Raw genomic sequence first — 17,072 nt, 5'->3', positions numbered from 1 at the left:
GTGCGATCTCATGGCTCGTCCCGACATTCGAACGGCTCGTCAGCGGTACCCACCACATCGGCAAAGGCTGCCATATCCATGTCACGGTAAATGCCGATCCGCGGTAGGCGAAGGTCGAGCCCTACCACTGGCGCACTGCCGCCATCAGCGCGAAACAGCCGGCGATAACCCGCTACCTCCATCACGCCTTCGATCCGCGCGTCGCTAACACCAAATGGCGGCGCAACGCTGGTGATGGAGCGACCAGTTAGAGCCTCCAGCATCACTCGAGATTCGATCGCCTCTTCCAGTAGACGGGGGGCCGGTAACATCGAAGACACGCTGTGGCTGACTAAGTGACTGCCTATCTCCAACCCTTCGCCAGCGAGCCGTGCCAGAGTGTTCCAGTCCATGATCGGGGCGGGGGCGCCCGCGCGCGCATCCCAGGCTGCGGAGCCGCCGATATGGCCCGTCGGTACGAACATCAGTGCGCCAAAGCCGTAGCGTTGCAACAACGGCCAGGCCGTCTCGGCGAAGTCGACATACGCATCGTCGAAGCTCAGGATGATCGGGCGTCCCTTGAGCGATCCACCGAGCCTGGCGCCATGATCCCATTCGTCGAGGTTGATCGAATGAAAACCGCGCCTCCGCAGATAGCGCAACTGGCGTTCGAACTGATCCGCGTCGATGCGATACGGGGCGAGCGCGGCCGGACCGTCCGACGCGATACGGTGATACATCAGTACCGGCACCCGGTAGCTACGCTCTTGTGCCACGTCGCTGCGGGTCTGCACCGCACCGTTCCAAACAAGGCTGGATTCAACCTCGGGGGTCAGCGGCGCGCCGAGCGAGCGTGTTTCCACGAGTGCAGGAGATTGGGCCGGTGCCTTTTCGAACAGATCAATGCGATAGCAGTCCGTCTCGATTGTTCGGCAATGCGCCAGCCCCGGCGTGTCACGAAACGCCTCAAATATGGTTTGCGCGCCGAAGCTGTCATCCCAATCAAACGCGGTGCGATCAGGCGAGTCCACAAGCTGGTACGCATGCGCATGGACGAACCGACCACCCGGTTGCAGCGCTTCAGCGATCTGCTGCGTCAGCCGCCGCAGTGCCGCCACATCCTCCATATAATAAAGCACTTCTGAACAGGTGATCAGGTCGTAGCGACCGTCCACGCCATCCCGGAATACGTCACGCTGTGCGAAGGTGATATTGGCTACACCGGCGTTGCGGCGCGCTGCCCGATTCAGTGCGGTTTGCGAAATATCGATCGCCGTTATCTGGTCGCAAAGCGGGGCCAGCTGGGCGGTGAAGCGGCCTTCGGCGCAGGCAATCTCCAAAGCATGACGCGGTCGCTGCGCCCCTTTGTCTGCGATCAGCTCAATTGTTCGATCGTACTTCACCTGCTCATAGGCATTGCCGTAATCCCATGGATCTTCATGGGCAAAGAAGGCCTCCCATTCGGCGGCAGAAGCTCCTGTTGCTGGATGCTCCGGTACCGGCCTGGGCGCAGGCACGCGCGGCAGGGTAGCAACCACACCTGCCTCCCGAATACGAGCTTCCGTCTCTGCCACCAGGCGTGCCACCGGCGTAGGTAGCTGCTTTGGCTGGGAACCACTGCTTCCCAACCGCAGAAGTCGCAGTCCGACCCGCCATGCACGACGGACGCGCGCGGCAAGCCCGAAAGCGCGCTCCGACCCATTGATCCGCATATCCAGCCGTCGCCATGTCGACCGCAGCAATTGACCGAGCAGTTGGCTCCCGGACATCGGACCGAACATCGGTGTCATTACGGTGAAGAGCGGCGTCGGCCGAAGCCCCGGAATACGAAGCAGCAGCAGGTCGGGATAAGGTGTGTCGTGATAGCCGCGCAGCAGCTGTGCCGGCAGTAGCGGCACGCCGACAGCAAGCTGTAGCCTGATCGGGCGCGAGTAATGACCGGCGCGCAGCAGTTCCGCCTCGATCCGCTGGAGGATGTGAAATGACTCGAAGTCGTCGCCGAACCGGGTGTGCAAGGCAGAGAAGAGCTCGTCGATACGTTCGCGGTACCGATCGACATATTTCACCTGCGCTGACCAGGGACGGCGCGACCCGACAGCGAGCCCATCGATAAAACGAAAAGCGAGCGAGAGCGGATCAAAGCGCCACTCTGCCCGCCGCGGCACCATGGTCACCAGTTGTGCGGCTGGCTCGCCCCGGCCGATCGCGTTGCCCGCGCTCCAGAACAGGCTGGCCAGCAGGTGGTCAGCGGCGCGCTGACGGTTGAAGTCGTCCGCGCGGCTTTCCACCGCTTTCTCGAGCACCCTGCTGAAACTGCGCAGCATGGTTTCGCCGTCAGCGGTGAGTGAGGTACCTTCCGAACGATATTGGGCAAGATACTCGGGAACAGACTCAAACCGGCAGCCGGCCTGAGCGAGCCGCAACCAAAGGTCCCAGTCTTCGCCGATCCTCAGCGACGGGTCGAATCCGCCAACTGCAGCGATGCTGCTACGGCGTGTGAGGAAGCAATGGATTGCTGCGGGAGGTCCCTCCAGGCAGCATACAACTGGATCATCATCGATCTCAGGCGCTGCCGAGCGGCCGATTTCCTCATCGCGCTCATTCAGTCGGACGAAGCCGGAAACCCGTGCGTCGATCTCGTCGAGCCCTTCTGCGGCCATCCGCGACAGAAAATTGCGGGAGATCGTGTCATCATCGTCCAAAAACAGGACCCAATCGCCACGTGCTTCGCCCAGACCGCGATTACGTGCAACCGCCGGACCGCCTTGGTTATCCGAAGTGAGCACGCGAATGCGCGGATCGGCATATGCCTGTGCGTTCGCGATTGATTCGCTTGCGTCGCGACTGCCATCGATGACGACAATGAGTTCCCAATCAGAAAAGCTTTGCGCCACAACCGATTGAATGGAACGCGCTATCGTGCCCTCCCCCATAAAGGAGGGCATAACGACGGAAATCAGCGGCTTCTCGTCACCGCAGACCAAATGATCATTCCCCCCGCTCGCGTCGTTAACGCTTCCTTAAGACACGTCTGAGTGAGAACAGGCTTTCCCGCAACTGCTCGAATGGAGCGGTTGTCGGAAAGTCTGTAGGAATATAGGACAATCATCCAGCGCTGGTTGGAGAGATGTGATGGTGTGGTCGATGCGGGGCGTGATCACTGCCCTTGGCTTCTTACTGCTTCTCTCGGGGTGCGGCGCTCGCGTGCCCCCCGGAGTGGCCTCGGCAACGCCGCCTGTTTATCGGCTCGGGCCGGGCGACAAAATCCGCGTCAACGTTTTCGGCGAGGAAACACTGAGCAGGGAATATGCGATCACCTCTGCCGGCGAGCTATCGTTTCCGCTGATCGGAGAGATGAGCGCAGCGGGCAAGTCCCCGGCCGAACTGGGTGCGGAACTCACGAAGCGGCTAGGTGCCGGCTACATCGAGGATCCGCGAGTCAGCGTCGAGATGATCGGGTACCGACCCTTCTATATCCTTGGCGAGGTCGAGCGTTCCGGCGAGTTCCCGTACGTAACCAACCTGTCAGCGATGCAGGCAGTGGCGCTGGGCGGTGGCTACACGTATCGGGCAGATCGCCGCCAGGTGTTCATCCGGCGGGCGGGAGAGAACGAAGAGCGCGCCTACCGATTGGACGAAGGCAATCCTGTGTGGATCATGCCAGGTGACACCATCCGGATTGGCGAACGCTATTTCTGACGGCGTGAACAGACTAGCCACCCTGACGGAGCGGGATGAGTATTTCATCCGGCCCGTCCGTCGGGCAACGTCAGTGCCGGTCGGCTCTGCCATCGGCCGTGATCATTGGATCATCGACATCCTCTTGATTGCGGGGGTGTTCGCCGCATCGCTGTTCAACGGCGTCATTGGCAAGTTGACGCCGCTTATCCTGATGGCGAGTCTGCCTGCCTTGTTGTGGCTTAGGCACGAGCGCGTGTTCGCGGCCGTTGCGCGTTGCTGGCCGTTGCTGCTGCTGCCGGTATTCGCTCTGACATCGGCCCTATGGTCGATCGCTCCGGGTACCACAGCCTATTATGCAACCTTGTATCTCGTCACCGCCTGGCTCGGAGTTTTTCTAGGTGCCACGCTGGGCCGGGACGCCACGCTGGTCGGGCTGTTTGTGGCTTTCCAGGGCTTCAACATGGCCGCGCTGCTGTTCGGCCGCATGGTCGGCTGGGGTGGCGGTGCATTCGGCAGCCAGGCATTTGCGGGCCTATCGGGAAGCAAGAACGCTGCCGGCGATTCAGCAGCATTAGGTCTGATGATTGCCCTCGCCACGCTGACACTGGCACTCGACCGGCGGTGGCGGGTGCTGACACTACTCGCGGCCGGCAGCGTGCTTCCGACGTGCTGGATTCTCTACAGCGCGCACGCGACGGGCGCGCTGATCGCCGGCACGGTGGCAACCACCTGTCTTTCGCTATGGCTGCTGTCGCGTCGGCTTCCGGTGACCGCACGCGGTGTGATCCTCCTGGCAGCCGTGTTCGTCGTGCTCGCAGCTGTGGCGACCCAATCGATCTGGCTACAGCCGCTGTTCGATTTCGTCCTGCAATCGGCCGGCAAGGATGCGGGATTGACCGGTCGCACGGACCTGTGGCGCAAGGCGGACGAGCTTATTCGCGAACGTCCGGCGCTGGGCTTGGGCTATAATGCCTTCTGGCAAATCGGGAACCTTGATGCTGAAGCGCTGTGGCGCCTCATGGGCATCGACAGCCGTAGCGGCTTCAACTTCCATAATACTATCCGCGAAATTCTCGTCCACCTCGGCTTTGTCGGACTGGCACTCTATGCAATCGTCAGCCTGTCGGCCACAGTCGCCAATTTTCTACGCGCCTTGCAAATTCCCGATCCTCTACAGATCCTCGCCTGCGGATGGATCGTCTATACGATCATGAAGCTGGGCTTCGAAGTAGTAGGTTTCGGTACTTTGCATCATGGAGCAATTCTTGCCTTTACGGTGCTGGCAATCGGCTTGCGACCGGAAACCCGGACCCGACCTGTTCGCGTGCGCCGTGGTGGCTGATCGTCGGTGACGAAGACGATGGGGGCGAAATCGCCAGCAGTCGATGCTGCCCTATCCGCTCGCATCAAGGCGGCGCGCGTGATCTGCATCCTTGTGCTTGTGTACGTTCACGTACCTCCCTGGGATGCGTCACTCGACGTCTCGAACCCATTTGATCTGTTGTTCGCGACGTTACGGGAGGCATTCGCGCGAACCAGTGTCCCGCTGCTCAGCGTGCTTTCCGGTTACCTGCTCGTCGCGACAGAGCGCGCCCGCAGTCATGCCGAACGCATAAACCGCAAGATTCGCTCGCTGATCGTGCCGTTGCTGTTGTGGAACCTCATTGCGGCAGCGCTCAATCTTGCGTTGGGCGACCTTCCGCCTACGAACATATTGGGATGGTTTGATCGCCTCCTCGCGCTGCGGGGAACACCCTTGGTGACTCCGCTCTATTTCCTTCGTGATGTATTCCTGTGCGTACTGCTATATCCAGCCTTACTGATCGCTGTACGCCGCGCACCATCTACGACCATTCTGATACTGGCCGTTCTGGCTACATTAGGAATACTTGACAGCCTGTTCATAACGCCCCTGATTCTAGTATTTTTTGTCGCTGGCGTTTCGATCGCTAATGGCAACTTCCCGGTTCGCTATGTTCCGTCAATGCCGGTGGCGCTTATACTTTTTCTGCCGATTGCCGCATTGTCGGTCGACTGGTCAATTCATGGTGCCACTTCGGGCGCGCTCTTGGCCATTCCCGCGGGAGCCGAGGAAATCGCCATGCGATTTCTTCTACTTTTGCAGCGGCTCGCTGGCGCTCTCTTGTTTTGGCAGATTGCGGTCTGGGCTTCAAACAGCGCGCTGCGTCCGTTGATCCTAGGGATTGAGCCCTTCGTTTTCTTCTTCTTTTGCAGCCACGCGCTAATCCTTAATGCTGCTTGGCGTGGCCTTGCGTTGCTCGGGGTAGAGTACGCCGATCCAGCCTATCAGTTTTTCTTTGTCACCGCCCCACTTACCTCGCTGGCGCTCAGTATGATTGGCGCTTCCATGCTGCTGCGATTGACGCCCAAGTTCCTCAGGCTGCTTTGCGGTGGACGGCTGCCACAATGGGCAAAGCCCCTTCCCCGTGATGCCATCCGCGCCAGCTAAGCAACTGCTCATCAACACACCATTACGCGAACTCCCCTGTTTGGATCTGGCACGTACGCCACTTGCTCGTTCCAAAGCAGGCCAACACCATCGATCAGAGGCTCGCATCCATGACGAACGCCCGACCCCCACGCGTTCTGTTTGTCAGTCGCCAGCGTCTCGTGGGCGCTATCAATGGCAGTTCAGCATATTTGCTCGATCTCGCCCGCGCGATCCGCGACGCTGGGTTTGAGGTGCATCTCATACAGCCGGCACCAAGTGTTGCAGGTCGCTGGCCCGTGCTGCGATTACAGCCGGAGATGAAGGTTTTCACCAGTCATCGGATCCGCGGTCTTCACCGTATCGGCAACGCGTTTGTCTCCTACGACCCGCGCGTTCATGTGGCGGTAGTGCGGGCGCTGGCAAGGCGCTTGGCTCGGCGGCTGGGGGCAACGGGCGACTGGGCCCGCGACGTGCCACACCCCTATGCGATCGCCATACCGTGGCAGCCGATCGATCATGCATTCGTCCGACGACACGGCGCGGGCGCCGATGTGGTGATCGCTGATTATGTATTCTGTACCGACGCCTTTGCAGATTTACCCGGTCGCCCAACTGCAACGTTGATGCACGACCTGTTTCACAGCCGCGAGGCAGGCGGTGTCGATTCCGTCGCGAGCCTGTCTCGTGAGCGTGAAATCACCCTGCTCGGCCGAGCCGATGCTGTTCTAGCCATTCAGGCGGAGGAAGCCGCCTTTGTTGCGGCTCATGTCCCCGAAACCGACGCCATCTTGGTACCAATGGCGGTCCGCGCAGTGGCGGCACCGCAGCCCGGCAATGGCGACGAGCTATTGTTTGTGGGCAGCAACACCGCGCCCAATGTGGTGGGGCTCCGCTGGTTCTTCGATGCGGTCTGGCCGCGCGTGCATGCTGCGCGCCCGACCACCAGGCTGCGCATTGCTGGTTCTGTCGCCAATGCCTTCGCCACCGGAGGTCCGGAAGGCACGACGTTCCTAGGCATCGTGCCGGACCTCGAGCCGCTATATGCATCGGCCGGAGTGGTAATCTCCCCGCTGACTTTTGGATCAGGTTTGAAGATCAAGCTGGTGGAAGCGCTGACAAAAGGAAAGGCGGTGGTCGCAACTAGCACCACCATGCAGGGGGTACAAGCCGAGTGTCGCCGAGCCGTTGTTGAAACCGATGAACCCAATGAAATGGCCAATGCTATTCTTGCGCTAACCAACGACGATGCGGCACGACAGGAACTTGCCGAACGGGCGTGGCGAGCTGGTAAGACCCGCTACTCTCCTGAGACTGCTTACCGGCCCTTTCTGGATTGGCTTCGGTCAGTGACAAGCAATTGATATGAATGTCGTTCACTACGATGCCGCGCGACGAGCATAGACGGACAACGATCCTACCCTTAGTTCATATGAAGAACGACCTAGTAGGATCATGCCGCAGCACTGTCATACACAAGCATCAGTTTTTTTGGAACACAGATTGGGTGGTCGCATCGGCCGAACGCTTGTCATCTAGCACGGCCCACCTGCCGCTACAGCGCCCGCAAGTCAAAGAAGATGAGGCGGGGGATGCGGGCACAGCATTCCGGTAGCACACCACTGACTTACTTGAACCGCGAGCAGGATCGGCCTTCTGGCGCGATCACGTTATTGGATCCGATCCGCCTCCACACTGATCGTGCATCTGACTTTCTCTCGCGATCTGTTCGCGCGTTGCCGGCATGCTTCCAGCGCCTTCCGATTGGCGGTAACAATCCGATCGCCTGCCGCAATGCTGGCGAAAGCCTCGGGCGCGCTGGCCCGCATGAGACGCTGCCCGCCTTCCCACATCGCCAGGTCGAGCGAGCGCGCCGCCATCTTCTCCGGCCATTGCCAGCTCACGGGCACGGCGCGCGCGACAATGCCGGCGAACACCGCCCAAAGGATCATGCCGACCGCGATCCCGCCGATCGCGGTCCACATCAGCCAGCGGTTCTGCTCGTCGCCGCGCCGCGCCGATATGAGATAGCCGTGAAGCTGGCGGGTCACGTCCTCCAGGCCGGTGCGCGCCGTGGCGATCGTCTGCCGGTCTTCCTGGCGCGCCGTGCTTGCCGCCGCGGTGATCCGTCCGGCCAACTGCTCCGGCGTCATCGCCAGCATTGGGCTCTTGACCATCATATCGACGCGCTGCGCCGTGGCGGTGATGTTGTTGGCGATCACGCCCAACGTCTCGGAATAGTCGGGCGGCTCGGGCACCTCCATGCGCTCGGCCGTCAGACGCTCGACGGCCCGGCGCATCAGCGTCACCTCGGCGCGCAACTCCTCGAACGCCTGCGCGGCTTCACTCGGCCCTTCGTCATCCGCCATCACACACTTCCCCTCATCGGCTCATGCCCCTGTCGCGCTCGCGGCCGATCCCGATCGACTGCTCCAGCGATTTCCCGATGCTCCGGCCATGCTCCAGTTTCAGTTCCAGCTCGGGCGCACGGCGCTCCAGCGCCTTCGCCAGTTCGGGGTCGCGGCGCAGCCCCTTGGCCATCGCGCCCATGCGCGTGGTGGCCTTGTCGGCCCGTGCCTGGTGCCCGCCTGCGCGCTCGCGCGTCAGGCTCCGCCAGCTCTCCACGAACCGGTCGGCGCGCGCATCGGGGTCGAGCCGCACCCGGCGCTCCTCGGTCATCGCGCGCACCGCTCCGGCTGTGTTCCCCCCGGCCGCCTGCCCGATCAACTCGGGATCGCGGCGGAACGCGGAAGCGAGGTCGCGCGCGGCACCTGGCCGCACCTGGTTCAGCGCCTCACCGGCGCGACGCAACGCGCTCTCCTGATGCGGGAGCACCGGCAGCTTCTGCGCGCGCATCCGGCCTATATCGGCAGACGCCCGCGCATAGCGTTCGATCGCTCTAGCCTGGTCCGGCTTGCCGCCGATCGCCGCCTCGGTGCGATCCGGGGTAGGTGCCTTCTGCGGCGTGGCGGCAGGCTTGGGCCGGAAGCCCGCGAACATGTCCCTAGCCTTGTCGCGGACCTGGTGGACGATCTCCCGCGCGCGCTCGGGCCAGCGTATCTCGCGCCGCTCGGCGAAGCTGCGCGCCCGGTCCTCGTCGGACGGCACGACATAGTCACCGGCCATGTCCTTGGCGCGGTCGCGCGCCAGCACGCGGGCAAGCTGGCGCTGGTCGGCGAAGTCGTCACGGCCATAGTGGAGCTGCACCCCGTCACGGNGGCCATGTCCTTGGCGCGGTCGCGCGCCAGCACGCGGGCAAGCTGGCGCTGGTCGGCGAAGTCGTCACGGCCATAGTGGAGCTGCACCCCGTCACGGTGCCGCGACATGCCGACATAGGCGCTGTGCCGGTCCATGCCGGGGGTGGCGAGAAGATGCGCGCGATCGACGGTGACGCCCTGCGACTTGTGGAACGTCGCCGCGTAGCCGTGATCGACCGCGGCATAGTCCTTGAAGTCGAACGCAGCGCGCCCGCCCCCGTCGAGCCGCACCGCCATCCGGCCGTCCCCGATCCGCTCCAGCGTGCCCAGCGTGCCGTTCTTCACGCCAAGCGAGCGTTCGTTGCGCAGGAACATGATCCGGTCGCCCGTCGCGAAGTCGCGCCGGCCCCGATCGACGGTGACGCCCACGTCCTCGCCCAGCCCGCCCGACGCACGCACCCGCTCGCGCGCTTCCTGGTTCAGCTCGCGCACCTCGGCGTTGGTATGGGTGAGGATGATGCGGGTCTGGTCGGGACCGGCCTGGCGCTGACGATCCCAGCCGTCCACCAGCTCGGCGCGCGCAGCCTCGCGCGTGTCGGCCGCGTGAACCATGCCACGATCGGCATAGGCGTGGATCGCCTCCGCCGTGCGACCGGTCGCCAGCGCGCGTGTTGCGTCCTTCTGCCAGTCCTCGCGTTGCCGGCGAACCTCGGTGATCTCGGCCGCGCCGTGTGCTTCCGCAATCGAGCGGAATGCCGCCCCGGCTTCGATCGCCTGCAACTGCTCGGGGTCGCCCACCAACACCACCTTGGCGCCGGCGTCACGGGCATGGGACAACACCCGCTCCATCTGGCGGGTGCCGATCATGCCCGCCTCGTCCAGCACCAGCACGTCGTTGCGAGTGAGCTGGTCCCGGCCCTGCGCCCAGCCATGTTCAAGGCTGGCGATGGTGCGGGACCGGATGCCGGACCCGCCCTCCAGATTCTCGGCCGCGATCCCGGACAGGGCGGCGCCGCGAACGGTGTAGCCCTCCCGCTCCCATGCCTCGCGTGCAACGCCAAGCATCGCCGATTTGCCCGAACCGGCATAGCCGACGACCGACGCCAGCCCCGCGTTGCCGGTCACATGGTCGAAGGCGTCGCGCTGCTCGCCCGACAGGACAAGGCCCCGCCCCTCGGCCGCACCGATCGCCGCGTCCCGATGCCGATCAGCGACACCATGCCCGGCGCGGTCCGCCAGCTCGTCGCCGGCACGCTCAAGCCGGTTCTCCACCACGATCATGTCGCGCGACGTGAACCGCTCCTGGTCGCGACCGTCCTTCCCCAATGCGACCAGCTCGGGGCTGGCGCGTACCGCCCCCATCACCTGATCGAACTGCTCCTTGCCGTCGCTGTGACGGAACGCGAACGTCGCAAGGTCGCGGACGGTGAACGTCGCCTGCTGCCGCGTGATGGCATCCAGCGCGACATTGGGGTTGGCGATGATCCGCTCGCCGTTCTCCCGCGCGATGCGCGTGTGATCCTCGATCCGCTCCGCCTCAAGCCCCTGCTCCGGCCTGCGCGATGCGGCCGGGCCGATCTTGTGCTGTGGCTCCAGCCCGATCCCCTGCGCCTCATAGGAGCGATGGTCGATCCGGCCCTCAAGCCCCAGCTCGGCCATGCGCTCGTTGACATGTGCCGCCCACGCCTCGCGCCAGTCCTTCAACAGCTCGGTGCTGTTCCAGTCACGGTTCTTCTTCCCGAACCCCTCCGGCCCTACGTGGCGCATCGTCATCATCACATGCGCGTGCGGCTTGGGGCTGCCGTCCTTCGCTTGGTCCCAATGCACGTTGAGGTCGGCGACCATTCCGCGTCGGACGAACTCCTTTTCCACGAAATCTCGAGCGAGGCTTACACCCTGCTTCTCGTTCATCTCGCGCGGGATCGAGAACTCCACCTCTCGCGCCAGTTGCGCGTCCTTGCGCTTCTCCCCTGCCTCCACCTCGTTCCACAGCGTCGTGCGATCCGACAGACGCTCCGGTGCGCCCTCCGGCAGCAGCACCTCGGAGTGGATGACGCCGGCCTTGTTGGAGAAGTCGTGATTACGCCCAAGCCGCTCGTCGTGAAGCTCGGATGCGGAGCGATAGGCGGCAGACGCAACGGCGCTGGAGCCGTTCGCACGGCTGATGACCTTGGCGCTGAAATGGTAGATCGCCATCGCGCTCTGCAATCTGCCTCGTTTAGCGCACGTCGGCAACGACGTATAAGCGCGCACTCATCATTTGCTTCGCTCCTGCTGATTGACTGCCGTGCGATCCCGTTACGGGTTGCCTGCTCGTTCCTGTTTGCTAGGCTGCGGTGAACCTGACGCGGAAAGGAGAGAGCACCATGCGCAAGGTGCGCGACTATGACGCGGAGCTGAAGGCGCTGGAGAGCCGCGCCAAGGCGATCAAGGCGCGTCGCATCGAACAGCTCGGCCAGCTCGTCACCGCCACCGGCGCCGACGCGCTCGACATGGAAACGCTCGCCGGCGCGCTGCTTGATGCCGTTGCGGCGAAGGATGCGGAAGCGAAGGAGGCGTGGCGCGCGAAGGGCTCCGCTTTCTTTCAACGCCGCGGGCGCAAAACTGGCCGGGCTGCTGGCGGCAACGGTGACGGCGGCAACGCGCAACCGGGCGCTGATCCAGCGTCTGGAAGCGGCACGGCGTCGTAACGATACGCGAGGCTGGGTCGTGCAACGCCGCGAACGTACCCGCCACCTGATCGAACTGGGCGGCCTCGTCCAGAAAGCCGGCCTGGTCGAACTCGCCGACGACGATCGCGCGACGATCTATGGTGCGCTGCTGGAGGTGGTCGGCCGCGCTCGCGGCGACGATGCTGACGACACGCTCGCGCTCTGGAAGCGGCGCGGCAAACGCGCGTTCGACGCGGAAAGCGAAGCGACGGAGAAAGGGGATGGCGCTCTTGGATATTGAGGCGATCCGCGGGGAAGTCCGCGCGCTGGATTTCAAGCGCGGCACCCTGGCCGAAGCCGCACTGTGGCGCGACGATGATGCGGACTCGCGCGCCAACCTCGCGATCGAAGGCATGGCGCTGGAGACGGACGAGCACCTGCTGTTCGACATGCTGCGCGACGAGGCCGTGCCCCCTGCCCTCGCCACGAAAATCGTCCTCAAGCTGCTCGGTCATCCCGATGCCGATCCGGCGCTGACGATCACCCCGCTGGAACGGGTCAGCTGATGGCGGGGCCGCTCATCGGCGGGCGTCGGCCGATCAGCTGGCGGCTTGCGATCGTCGTCTCGTTCGTCGCGGCCTATGCGACCGCGCGATGGCTGGAAGGCATCTTCGGCGTCGGGCAGATTTCCGGCACCGTGTCGTTCCTGGTCCTGGTCGGCCTGATCGGCGCGACCTGGTGGATCAATAGCCGGGCCGACAACCACAGGAACGAGCTGCTGGGCTCCGCCCGCTTCGGCAACCGTGCTGACGTGCGCAAGCTGGAAGCGAGTGGGGATCTCCTGATCGGCCGTGCCAAGGAATCCGGCAAGCTGCTCCGCTATGATGGCGCGGCCCACTTGCTGACGATCGCACCCACCCGTTCCGGCAAGGGCGTCGGCACGATCATCCCCAACCTGCTCCTGCTCGACCGCTCGGTGGTCTGCATCGATCCCAAGGGCGAGAATGCCCGAGTCACGGTCCGTGCGCGGGCCAGGAAGGGTGCTGTGTGGTGTCTGGACCCTTTCGGCGTCTCCGGACGCCCTGCGGCCCGTTACAACCCGCTGGCGCAGCTCGATCCCGCCAGCCCGGACCTCGCGGAAGATGCGCAGACGATCGCTGACGCGCTGGTCCATGACGCGCCGGGGCAATCGGGCGAGGCGCATTGGAACGAGGAAGCCAAGGCGCTGATCGCCGGCATGATCCTGCACACCATCGTCCACGAGCCCCCTGCCCGCGCCACGCTCGCCACCGTGCGCGACAAGCTCACCCGCGACCCCGCCGGCTTCGCTGCGTTGCTTGCGGACATGCAGGCCAGCACCGGCGCGCATGGCCTGATCGCGCGCGCCGCCAACCGCCAGCTCGGCAAATCCGATCGCGAGGCCGCCGGCGTACTGTCCTCGGCGCAGCGCCACACCCACTTTCTGGACAGCCCGCGCCTGGTCGAAAGCACGTCCGCCTCCGATTTCCGGTTCGCGGACCTGAAGGAACGGCCCGGCACCGTGTTCCTGTGCCTCCCGCCCGACCGGCTCGATACCTATGCGCGGTGGCTGCGACTGCTGGTCGCGCAGGCCGTCACCGACATGGCGCGCTCCCCTGCCCGGCCGGAGCGTCCGGTGCTGTTCCTGCTGGACGAGTTCGCGGCCTTCGGCCGACTGGAGCCGGTGGAGCGCGCGATGGGGCTGATGGCGGGCTATGGCCTCCAGCTCTGGCCGATCCTCCAGGACATGCACCAGCTCCGTGCGCTCTATGGCGAGCGCGCCGGCACCTTCCTGTCCAACGCCGGCGTGATCCAGACATTCGGGGTCAACGACCATGCCACCGCCGATATGCTCTCCCGCACGATCGGCGATACGACGCTGGAATATGCGACCCTCAGCACGTCGCGCGGCACGGGCTGGGGTGACAATCGCGCCGGCCCCTCGGAAAGCGTCAGCACGCACGTCACGGCGCGACGGCTCGTTACGCCCGACGAAATCATGCGGATGCCGGCCGACACTCTCCTGTTGCTGCGCCAGGGCGAACGCCCGCTCTGGGCCAGCAAGGTCCGCTACTATGACCAGCGCGAGTTCGCAGGCCTCTTCGATCCGGCGTGATCGCATACACCGGTCCCGGAAGATCGAACGGTGAGCTTTCGGGTAGCGCCCCACCCCCCTTCCCGATGGCAGAACGCTGAAGGCACACACCGCCGGTTTCGCCTGGCTTCTTCCGGAAGCTCTGCGGCCGATAGGCCGCTCTGGTGACGGCGTTAGCCGGCACGGATCGATGGCGCATTGGCCTGCCGGCCAATTCCGTTTGCCCTTCTCGGGCTGACGGTTTTGGTGAACCCTATCGTTAAGAGATTCTGTTAAATAGGAATTGTTAAACGAGTTAAGCCGCTCAAAAAGCGGAATCTTGCTTTTTTTATCAACTGCTTGCCAGACAGCCCGGTGGGTGAAACCCCGTGATTCGGTGTGTGATACCCCGATAGTGCGGTGGGTGATGCCCCGACGCTAAGGTGGGTGAAACCCCGAGACTCTGGAGCCGAAAAGGGGCCTCCCGCGCCAGTTATCCACAGCCTGGCTGGTGGTTCCGGCATCGCCCGAAGCGTGTCAGGGTTCAGGCAACATCGCCGGCCGGTGTGTGAAACCCCGATAGTTGGGCTTGCGGTGTGTGAAACCCCGATAGTCAGCGGCGGCCGGCAAGCCGGTCCATCTGTGCATCGACTTCCTCGGCCCGCTTGCGCTCGGCGTCGAAACGGGCGCGCCGCTCCTCCTCGGCGCGCATTCTCTCGGCGAGTGCCAGTGCCTCGGCCTCGCCGCGGAGCCTGAACAACACGGCCGGGCTTTTGTCCGTCGTCTCAGTCAGCTCCATCGCATAGTCGGGGAGCTGGTCGGCCTCGATCACCCGCCGAAGCATCCGGTTGAACTCCTTGGGCTGGGCATCGCTGCCGGTCTTGTCGCGAAGCACCTCTACCCGGCAAGTCCACCCACCGCGCTGCGTGCCGGCGTGCTTTCGCGCGATACGATAGAGCGCCCGCTCCAGCCCTCCGGAAAGCAGGAAATAGTCGGGGTGCATGGTGAGCAGCGACTTCTCGTTGACGATGCCCTCATAGACCCAATCCGAGAGGGTCAGCGTCATGCCGCGCGGCTGCTCCGTTTCGGCGTCGGTGTCGAAGGTCCAGCTATCGAGCCAATTGAAGCCAGCCTTCTGCCGGCGCTTCGTCGCGCGGATCGAAGTTGTGATCGAAGTCGTCTGGAGCCGGAGGAGCGCAGCTTGCAACTCCTGATAGTCCCTGCCCCCTGTGCTGCGCTTGATCGCCCGCAGTAGGTCGTAGGGCGTGGTTGTCAGCGTGCGGGGCAGATCGTTCAGCCCCTGCTGCTTCATGCGGTTGAGCGTGGACGCGGCCCATATCAGGATATCGGCGTCCCAGATCGTGGCCATGCCGTAGTCGGGAATGGCCTGGACGCGCACCCAGGCCTCGCCATCCGGGCTGCGATACTCGATCGGCTTCAGCCGCTTGCGCTTCTGGAGCGAGAAGAACGGGCGCTCCATGACCTCCCGCTGGTCCTTGAGCGGAAGATCGCCGAGCGCCGGAATGAACAGGTCGAACTCGGGATTGGGATCACGCCGCTTGCTCACGGCGCGAACCTGGTGTGTCCCCGCTGGACCAGATACTGGCGCAGCAACCGCTCGGTGATGACGGTGAGGGGCTCCCCGCCCTCCTCGACGCTGAGCTGGCGCAGTGTGCGGTGCATGTCTTCGGGAATGTGGATCAGCACCGGCTTCTTGCCGGGATGGCTGCTGCGCCGGGCAGGTGCTGCCGGGTCCGACGTGTCCGCCGCACGCCGCGACCGACGCGGGACGGCAGGCTGCGGCGCGGGAGTTGCATCGGCAACGGGTGCCGGTGCCGGTGACGGTGCCTCGGGCTCGTCATCGAAGATGCCGGCGAGCGCGGAAGTTTTCTTCGCCATCATCCAACCTCGCTTACTTGCTTAGTCGCAAAGCCGCTTAGTCGCTTAGCCTCATCATAGGCGGCGCGCAACTCGGCCGCCGCCTTGCTGTCCGGGTCCGTCTCGGCCGCCGTTCTGCCGAGCGGCGTGGCCTTGTAGAAATCCTTGCGGAAGTGGAGGCGGCTGTCGAACATCGTCACGCCCTTCGCCGCGAAGCCGGCATGGGCCTCCTGCCCCTCCCCGCCCTGATGCGGAACCTGCGTCAGTATAACGGCGAACGGCGTGCCTGCCTGCTGCACCTGCTTGACGGTCTGCAACACCGAATGAACGTCCAGCCCTCGCGGCGCGACAGGGATGATGACGAAATCCGCCTGCTCGGCTGCGAGCATGGCAATGTCCTTGGAGTTCGCCGGCGTGTCGATGATGATGAGGTCGATCTTGCCGCTGCTGCGCCCGCGCGAGACGTGGAGCGGCAGACCGGCAACGCTGCTGTCCTTCACCATCACGTCGTCGTCGTCGCGGCGTTCGGACCAGTAGAGCGCCGATCCCTGGCGATCGTCGGCATCGAGGATAACGACCGACGCCTCCTCCCGCGCCGCCTCGACGGCGAATCCGGTTGAGAGGGTGGTTTTGGATTGCCCGCCCTTTTGCGCGATGACGGCCCATACTTGCATAGCTGCTGCTCCTACTAAGCGGCTAAGCGACTTATGGAGCTTAGCCGCTTAGTCGTAAAGGGTCTTAGTCGCTTAGCCAGGTTCGTCCTCAGTTCCGTTGCTGATCGGATCGTGGCGCATCGGGCCGCGCCCCTCAACCGGGCACAAAGGTGCGCCCGCTGTCTCCCGCCATTTGCGCGCGGCCCTGACGGTATAGCCGCACGTCGAGCACTCGCATTTCAGCATCCGCGCCGCCTGCTTCCTGGGCCGAGTGGTCGCGCTGCCTGTATCGAGTCTGGGCATGGGGAGGGGACCGACCGCAGCGGTCGCGGCGTCGTGGCGATGCTCGATGATCTAGAGTGGCTTGAGGATCTTCTCGAGCGGCGCGGCCGGGTAGCGGGCCTTCACCATGGGCTCGACGAGCTTGCCGTGCTCGTCGCGGGTGAGCTGCCTATGACGTGCGCACCTTCGAGGTCCGGCTGCATCCGGTTA

At 64.1% G+C, this 17,072-nt stretch carries 15 protein-coding genes and 1 pseudogene; 8 read left to right on the top strand and 8 right to left on the bottom strand.

Annotated elements, in window-relative coordinates:
* Window positions 1-8 precede the first annotated feature (8 nt).
* Window positions 9-2,963 carry a trifunctional glycosyltransferase/class I SAM-dependent methyltransferase/polysaccharide deacetylase gene (locus L8F96_RS17375; protein WP_334656822.1) on the bottom strand — a complete coding sequence of 985 codons (2,955 nt, stop codon included), beginning with the start codon at window positions 2,961-2,963 and terminating at the stop codon, window positions 9-11.
* A 148-nt stretch (window positions 2,964-3,111) separates the two neighbouring features.
* Here L8F96_RS17375 and L8F96_RS17370 point away from each other — a divergent pair, with 148 nt between their 5' ends.
* From L8F96_RS17370 to L8F96_RS17355, 4 genes are all read left to right on the top strand, one after another.
* Entirely contained in the window at window positions 3,112-3,678 is a 567-nt protein-coding gene (locus L8F96_RS17370) for a polysaccharide biosynthesis/export family protein (protein WP_334656821.1), read from the top strand.
* Entirely contained in the window at window positions 3,659-5,002 is a 1,344-nt protein-coding gene (locus L8F96_RS17365) for an O-antigen ligase family protein (protein WP_334656820.1), read from the top strand. The genes L8F96_RS17370 and L8F96_RS17365 overlap by 20 nt, the downstream gene beginning before the upstream one ends.
* Before the next feature lie 6 nt (window positions 5,003-5,008).
* Complete coding sequence (locus tag L8F96_RS17360) at window positions 5,009-6,130, top strand: acyltransferase (RefSeq protein ID WP_334656819.1); 1,122 nt, start codon at window positions 5,009-5,011, stop codon at window positions 6,128-6,130.
* A 110-nt stretch (window positions 6,131-6,240) separates the two neighbouring features.
* Window positions 6,241-7,473, top strand: coding sequence for a glycosyltransferase family 4 protein (locus L8F96_RS17355; RefSeq protein WP_334656818.1), 1,233 nt, complete (start codon window positions 6,241-6,243; stop codon window positions 7,471-7,473).
* A 306-nt stretch (window positions 7,474-7,779) separates the two neighbouring features.
* Here the strand turns inward: L8F96_RS17355 and L8F96_RS17350 are convergent, their stop codons facing one another.
* From L8F96_RS17350 to traA, 3 genes are read right to left on the bottom strand one after another with little or no spacing between them, the layout of a single operon-like run.
* On the bottom strand, window positions 7,780-8,478 hold the full coding sequence (locus L8F96_RS17350; RefSeq protein WP_334656817.1) for a DUF6118 family protein: 699 nt from the start codon (window positions 8,476-8,478) through the stop codon (window positions 7,780-7,782).
* Between the two features lie 13 nt (window positions 8,479-8,491).
* Window positions 8,492-8,965 (bottom strand): hypothetical protein, encoded by a 474-nt coding sequence (locus L8F96_RS18685; protein ID WP_465250268.1) that lies wholly within the window; start codon window positions 8,963-8,965, stop codon window positions 8,492-8,494.
* Between the two features lie 5 nt (window positions 8,966-8,970).
* Window positions 8,971-11,502, bottom strand: coding sequence for a Ti-type conjugative transfer relaxase TraA (gene traA, locus L8F96_RS17345; RefSeq protein ID WP_465250267.1), 2,532 nt, complete (start codon window positions 11,500-11,502; stop codon window positions 8,971-8,973).
* A 170-nt stretch (window positions 11,503-11,672) separates the two neighbouring features.
* Between traA and L8F96_RS17340 the strand changes: the two genes are divergently transcribed.
* From L8F96_RS17340 to L8F96_RS17325, 4 genes are read left to right on the top strand one after another with little or no spacing between them, the layout of a single operon-like run.
* Window positions 11,673-11,996, top strand: a complete 324-nt coding sequence (locus L8F96_RS17340) for a conjugal transfer protein TraD (RefSeq protein ID WP_334656816.1) — start codon at window positions 11,673-11,675, stop codon at window positions 11,994-11,996.
* Between the two features lie 19 nt (window positions 11,997-12,015).
* Entirely contained in the window at window positions 12,016-12,258 is a 243-nt protein-coding gene (locus L8F96_RS17335) for a conjugal transfer protein TraD (RefSeq protein WP_334656815.1), read from the top strand.
* Window positions 12,239-12,523, top strand: coding sequence for a hypothetical protein (locus tag L8F96_RS17330; RefSeq protein ID WP_334656814.1), 285 nt, complete (start codon window positions 12,239-12,241; stop codon window positions 12,521-12,523). Before L8F96_RS17335 ends, L8F96_RS17330 begins: the two co-directional genes overlap by 20 nt.
* Complete coding sequence (locus L8F96_RS17325; protein WP_334656813.1) at window positions 12,523-14,091, top strand: type IV secretory system conjugative DNA transfer family protein; 1,569 nt, start codon at window positions 12,523-12,525, stop codon at window positions 14,089-14,091. The genes L8F96_RS17330 and L8F96_RS17325 overlap by 1 nt, the downstream gene beginning before the upstream one ends.
* A 571-nt stretch (window positions 14,092-14,662) precedes the next feature.
* On the opposite strand, the gene L8F96_RS17320 is transcribed toward L8F96_RS17325, so the two are convergent.
* From L8F96_RS17320 to L8F96_RS17305, 4 genes and pseudogenes are all read right to left on the bottom strand, one after another.
* Window positions 14,663-15,616, bottom strand: a complete 954-nt coding sequence (locus tag L8F96_RS17320) for a replication initiator protein A (RefSeq protein WP_024021610.1) — start codon at window positions 15,614-15,616, stop codon at window positions 14,663-14,665.
* The gene (locus tag L8F96_RS17315) at window positions 15,613-15,948 is read right to left on the bottom strand and encodes a hypothetical protein (RefSeq protein ID WP_334656812.1); all 336 of its coding nucleotides are present in this window, start codon (window positions 15,946-15,948) and stop codon (window positions 15,613-15,615) included. Before L8F96_RS17315 ends, L8F96_RS17320 begins: the two co-directional genes overlap by 4 nt.
* Window positions 15,948-16,601, bottom strand: coding sequence for a ParA family protein (locus tag L8F96_RS17310; RefSeq protein WP_334656811.1), 654 nt, complete (start codon window positions 16,599-16,601; stop codon window positions 15,948-15,950). Before L8F96_RS17310 ends, L8F96_RS17315 begins: the two co-directional genes overlap by 1 nt.
* A gap of 72 nt (window positions 16,602-16,673) precedes the next feature.
* Window positions 16,674-16,901: pseudogene (locus L8F96_RS17305) on the bottom strand (transcription elongation protein SprT); the annotation flags it as partial.
* Between the last annotated feature and the right edge of the window lie 171 nt (window positions 16,902-17,072).

Origin of the sequence: Sphingomonas panaciterrae (assembly GCF_036890205.1) — a bacterium.
GTDB classification, from domain to species: Bacteria; Pseudomonadota; Alphaproteobacteria; order Sphingomonadales; family Sphingomonadaceae; genus Sphingomonas; species Sphingomonas panaciterrae.
The sequence above is the reverse complement of the archived record's forward strand: the minus strand, read 5'-3'. Positions and strand labels throughout refer to the sequence as shown.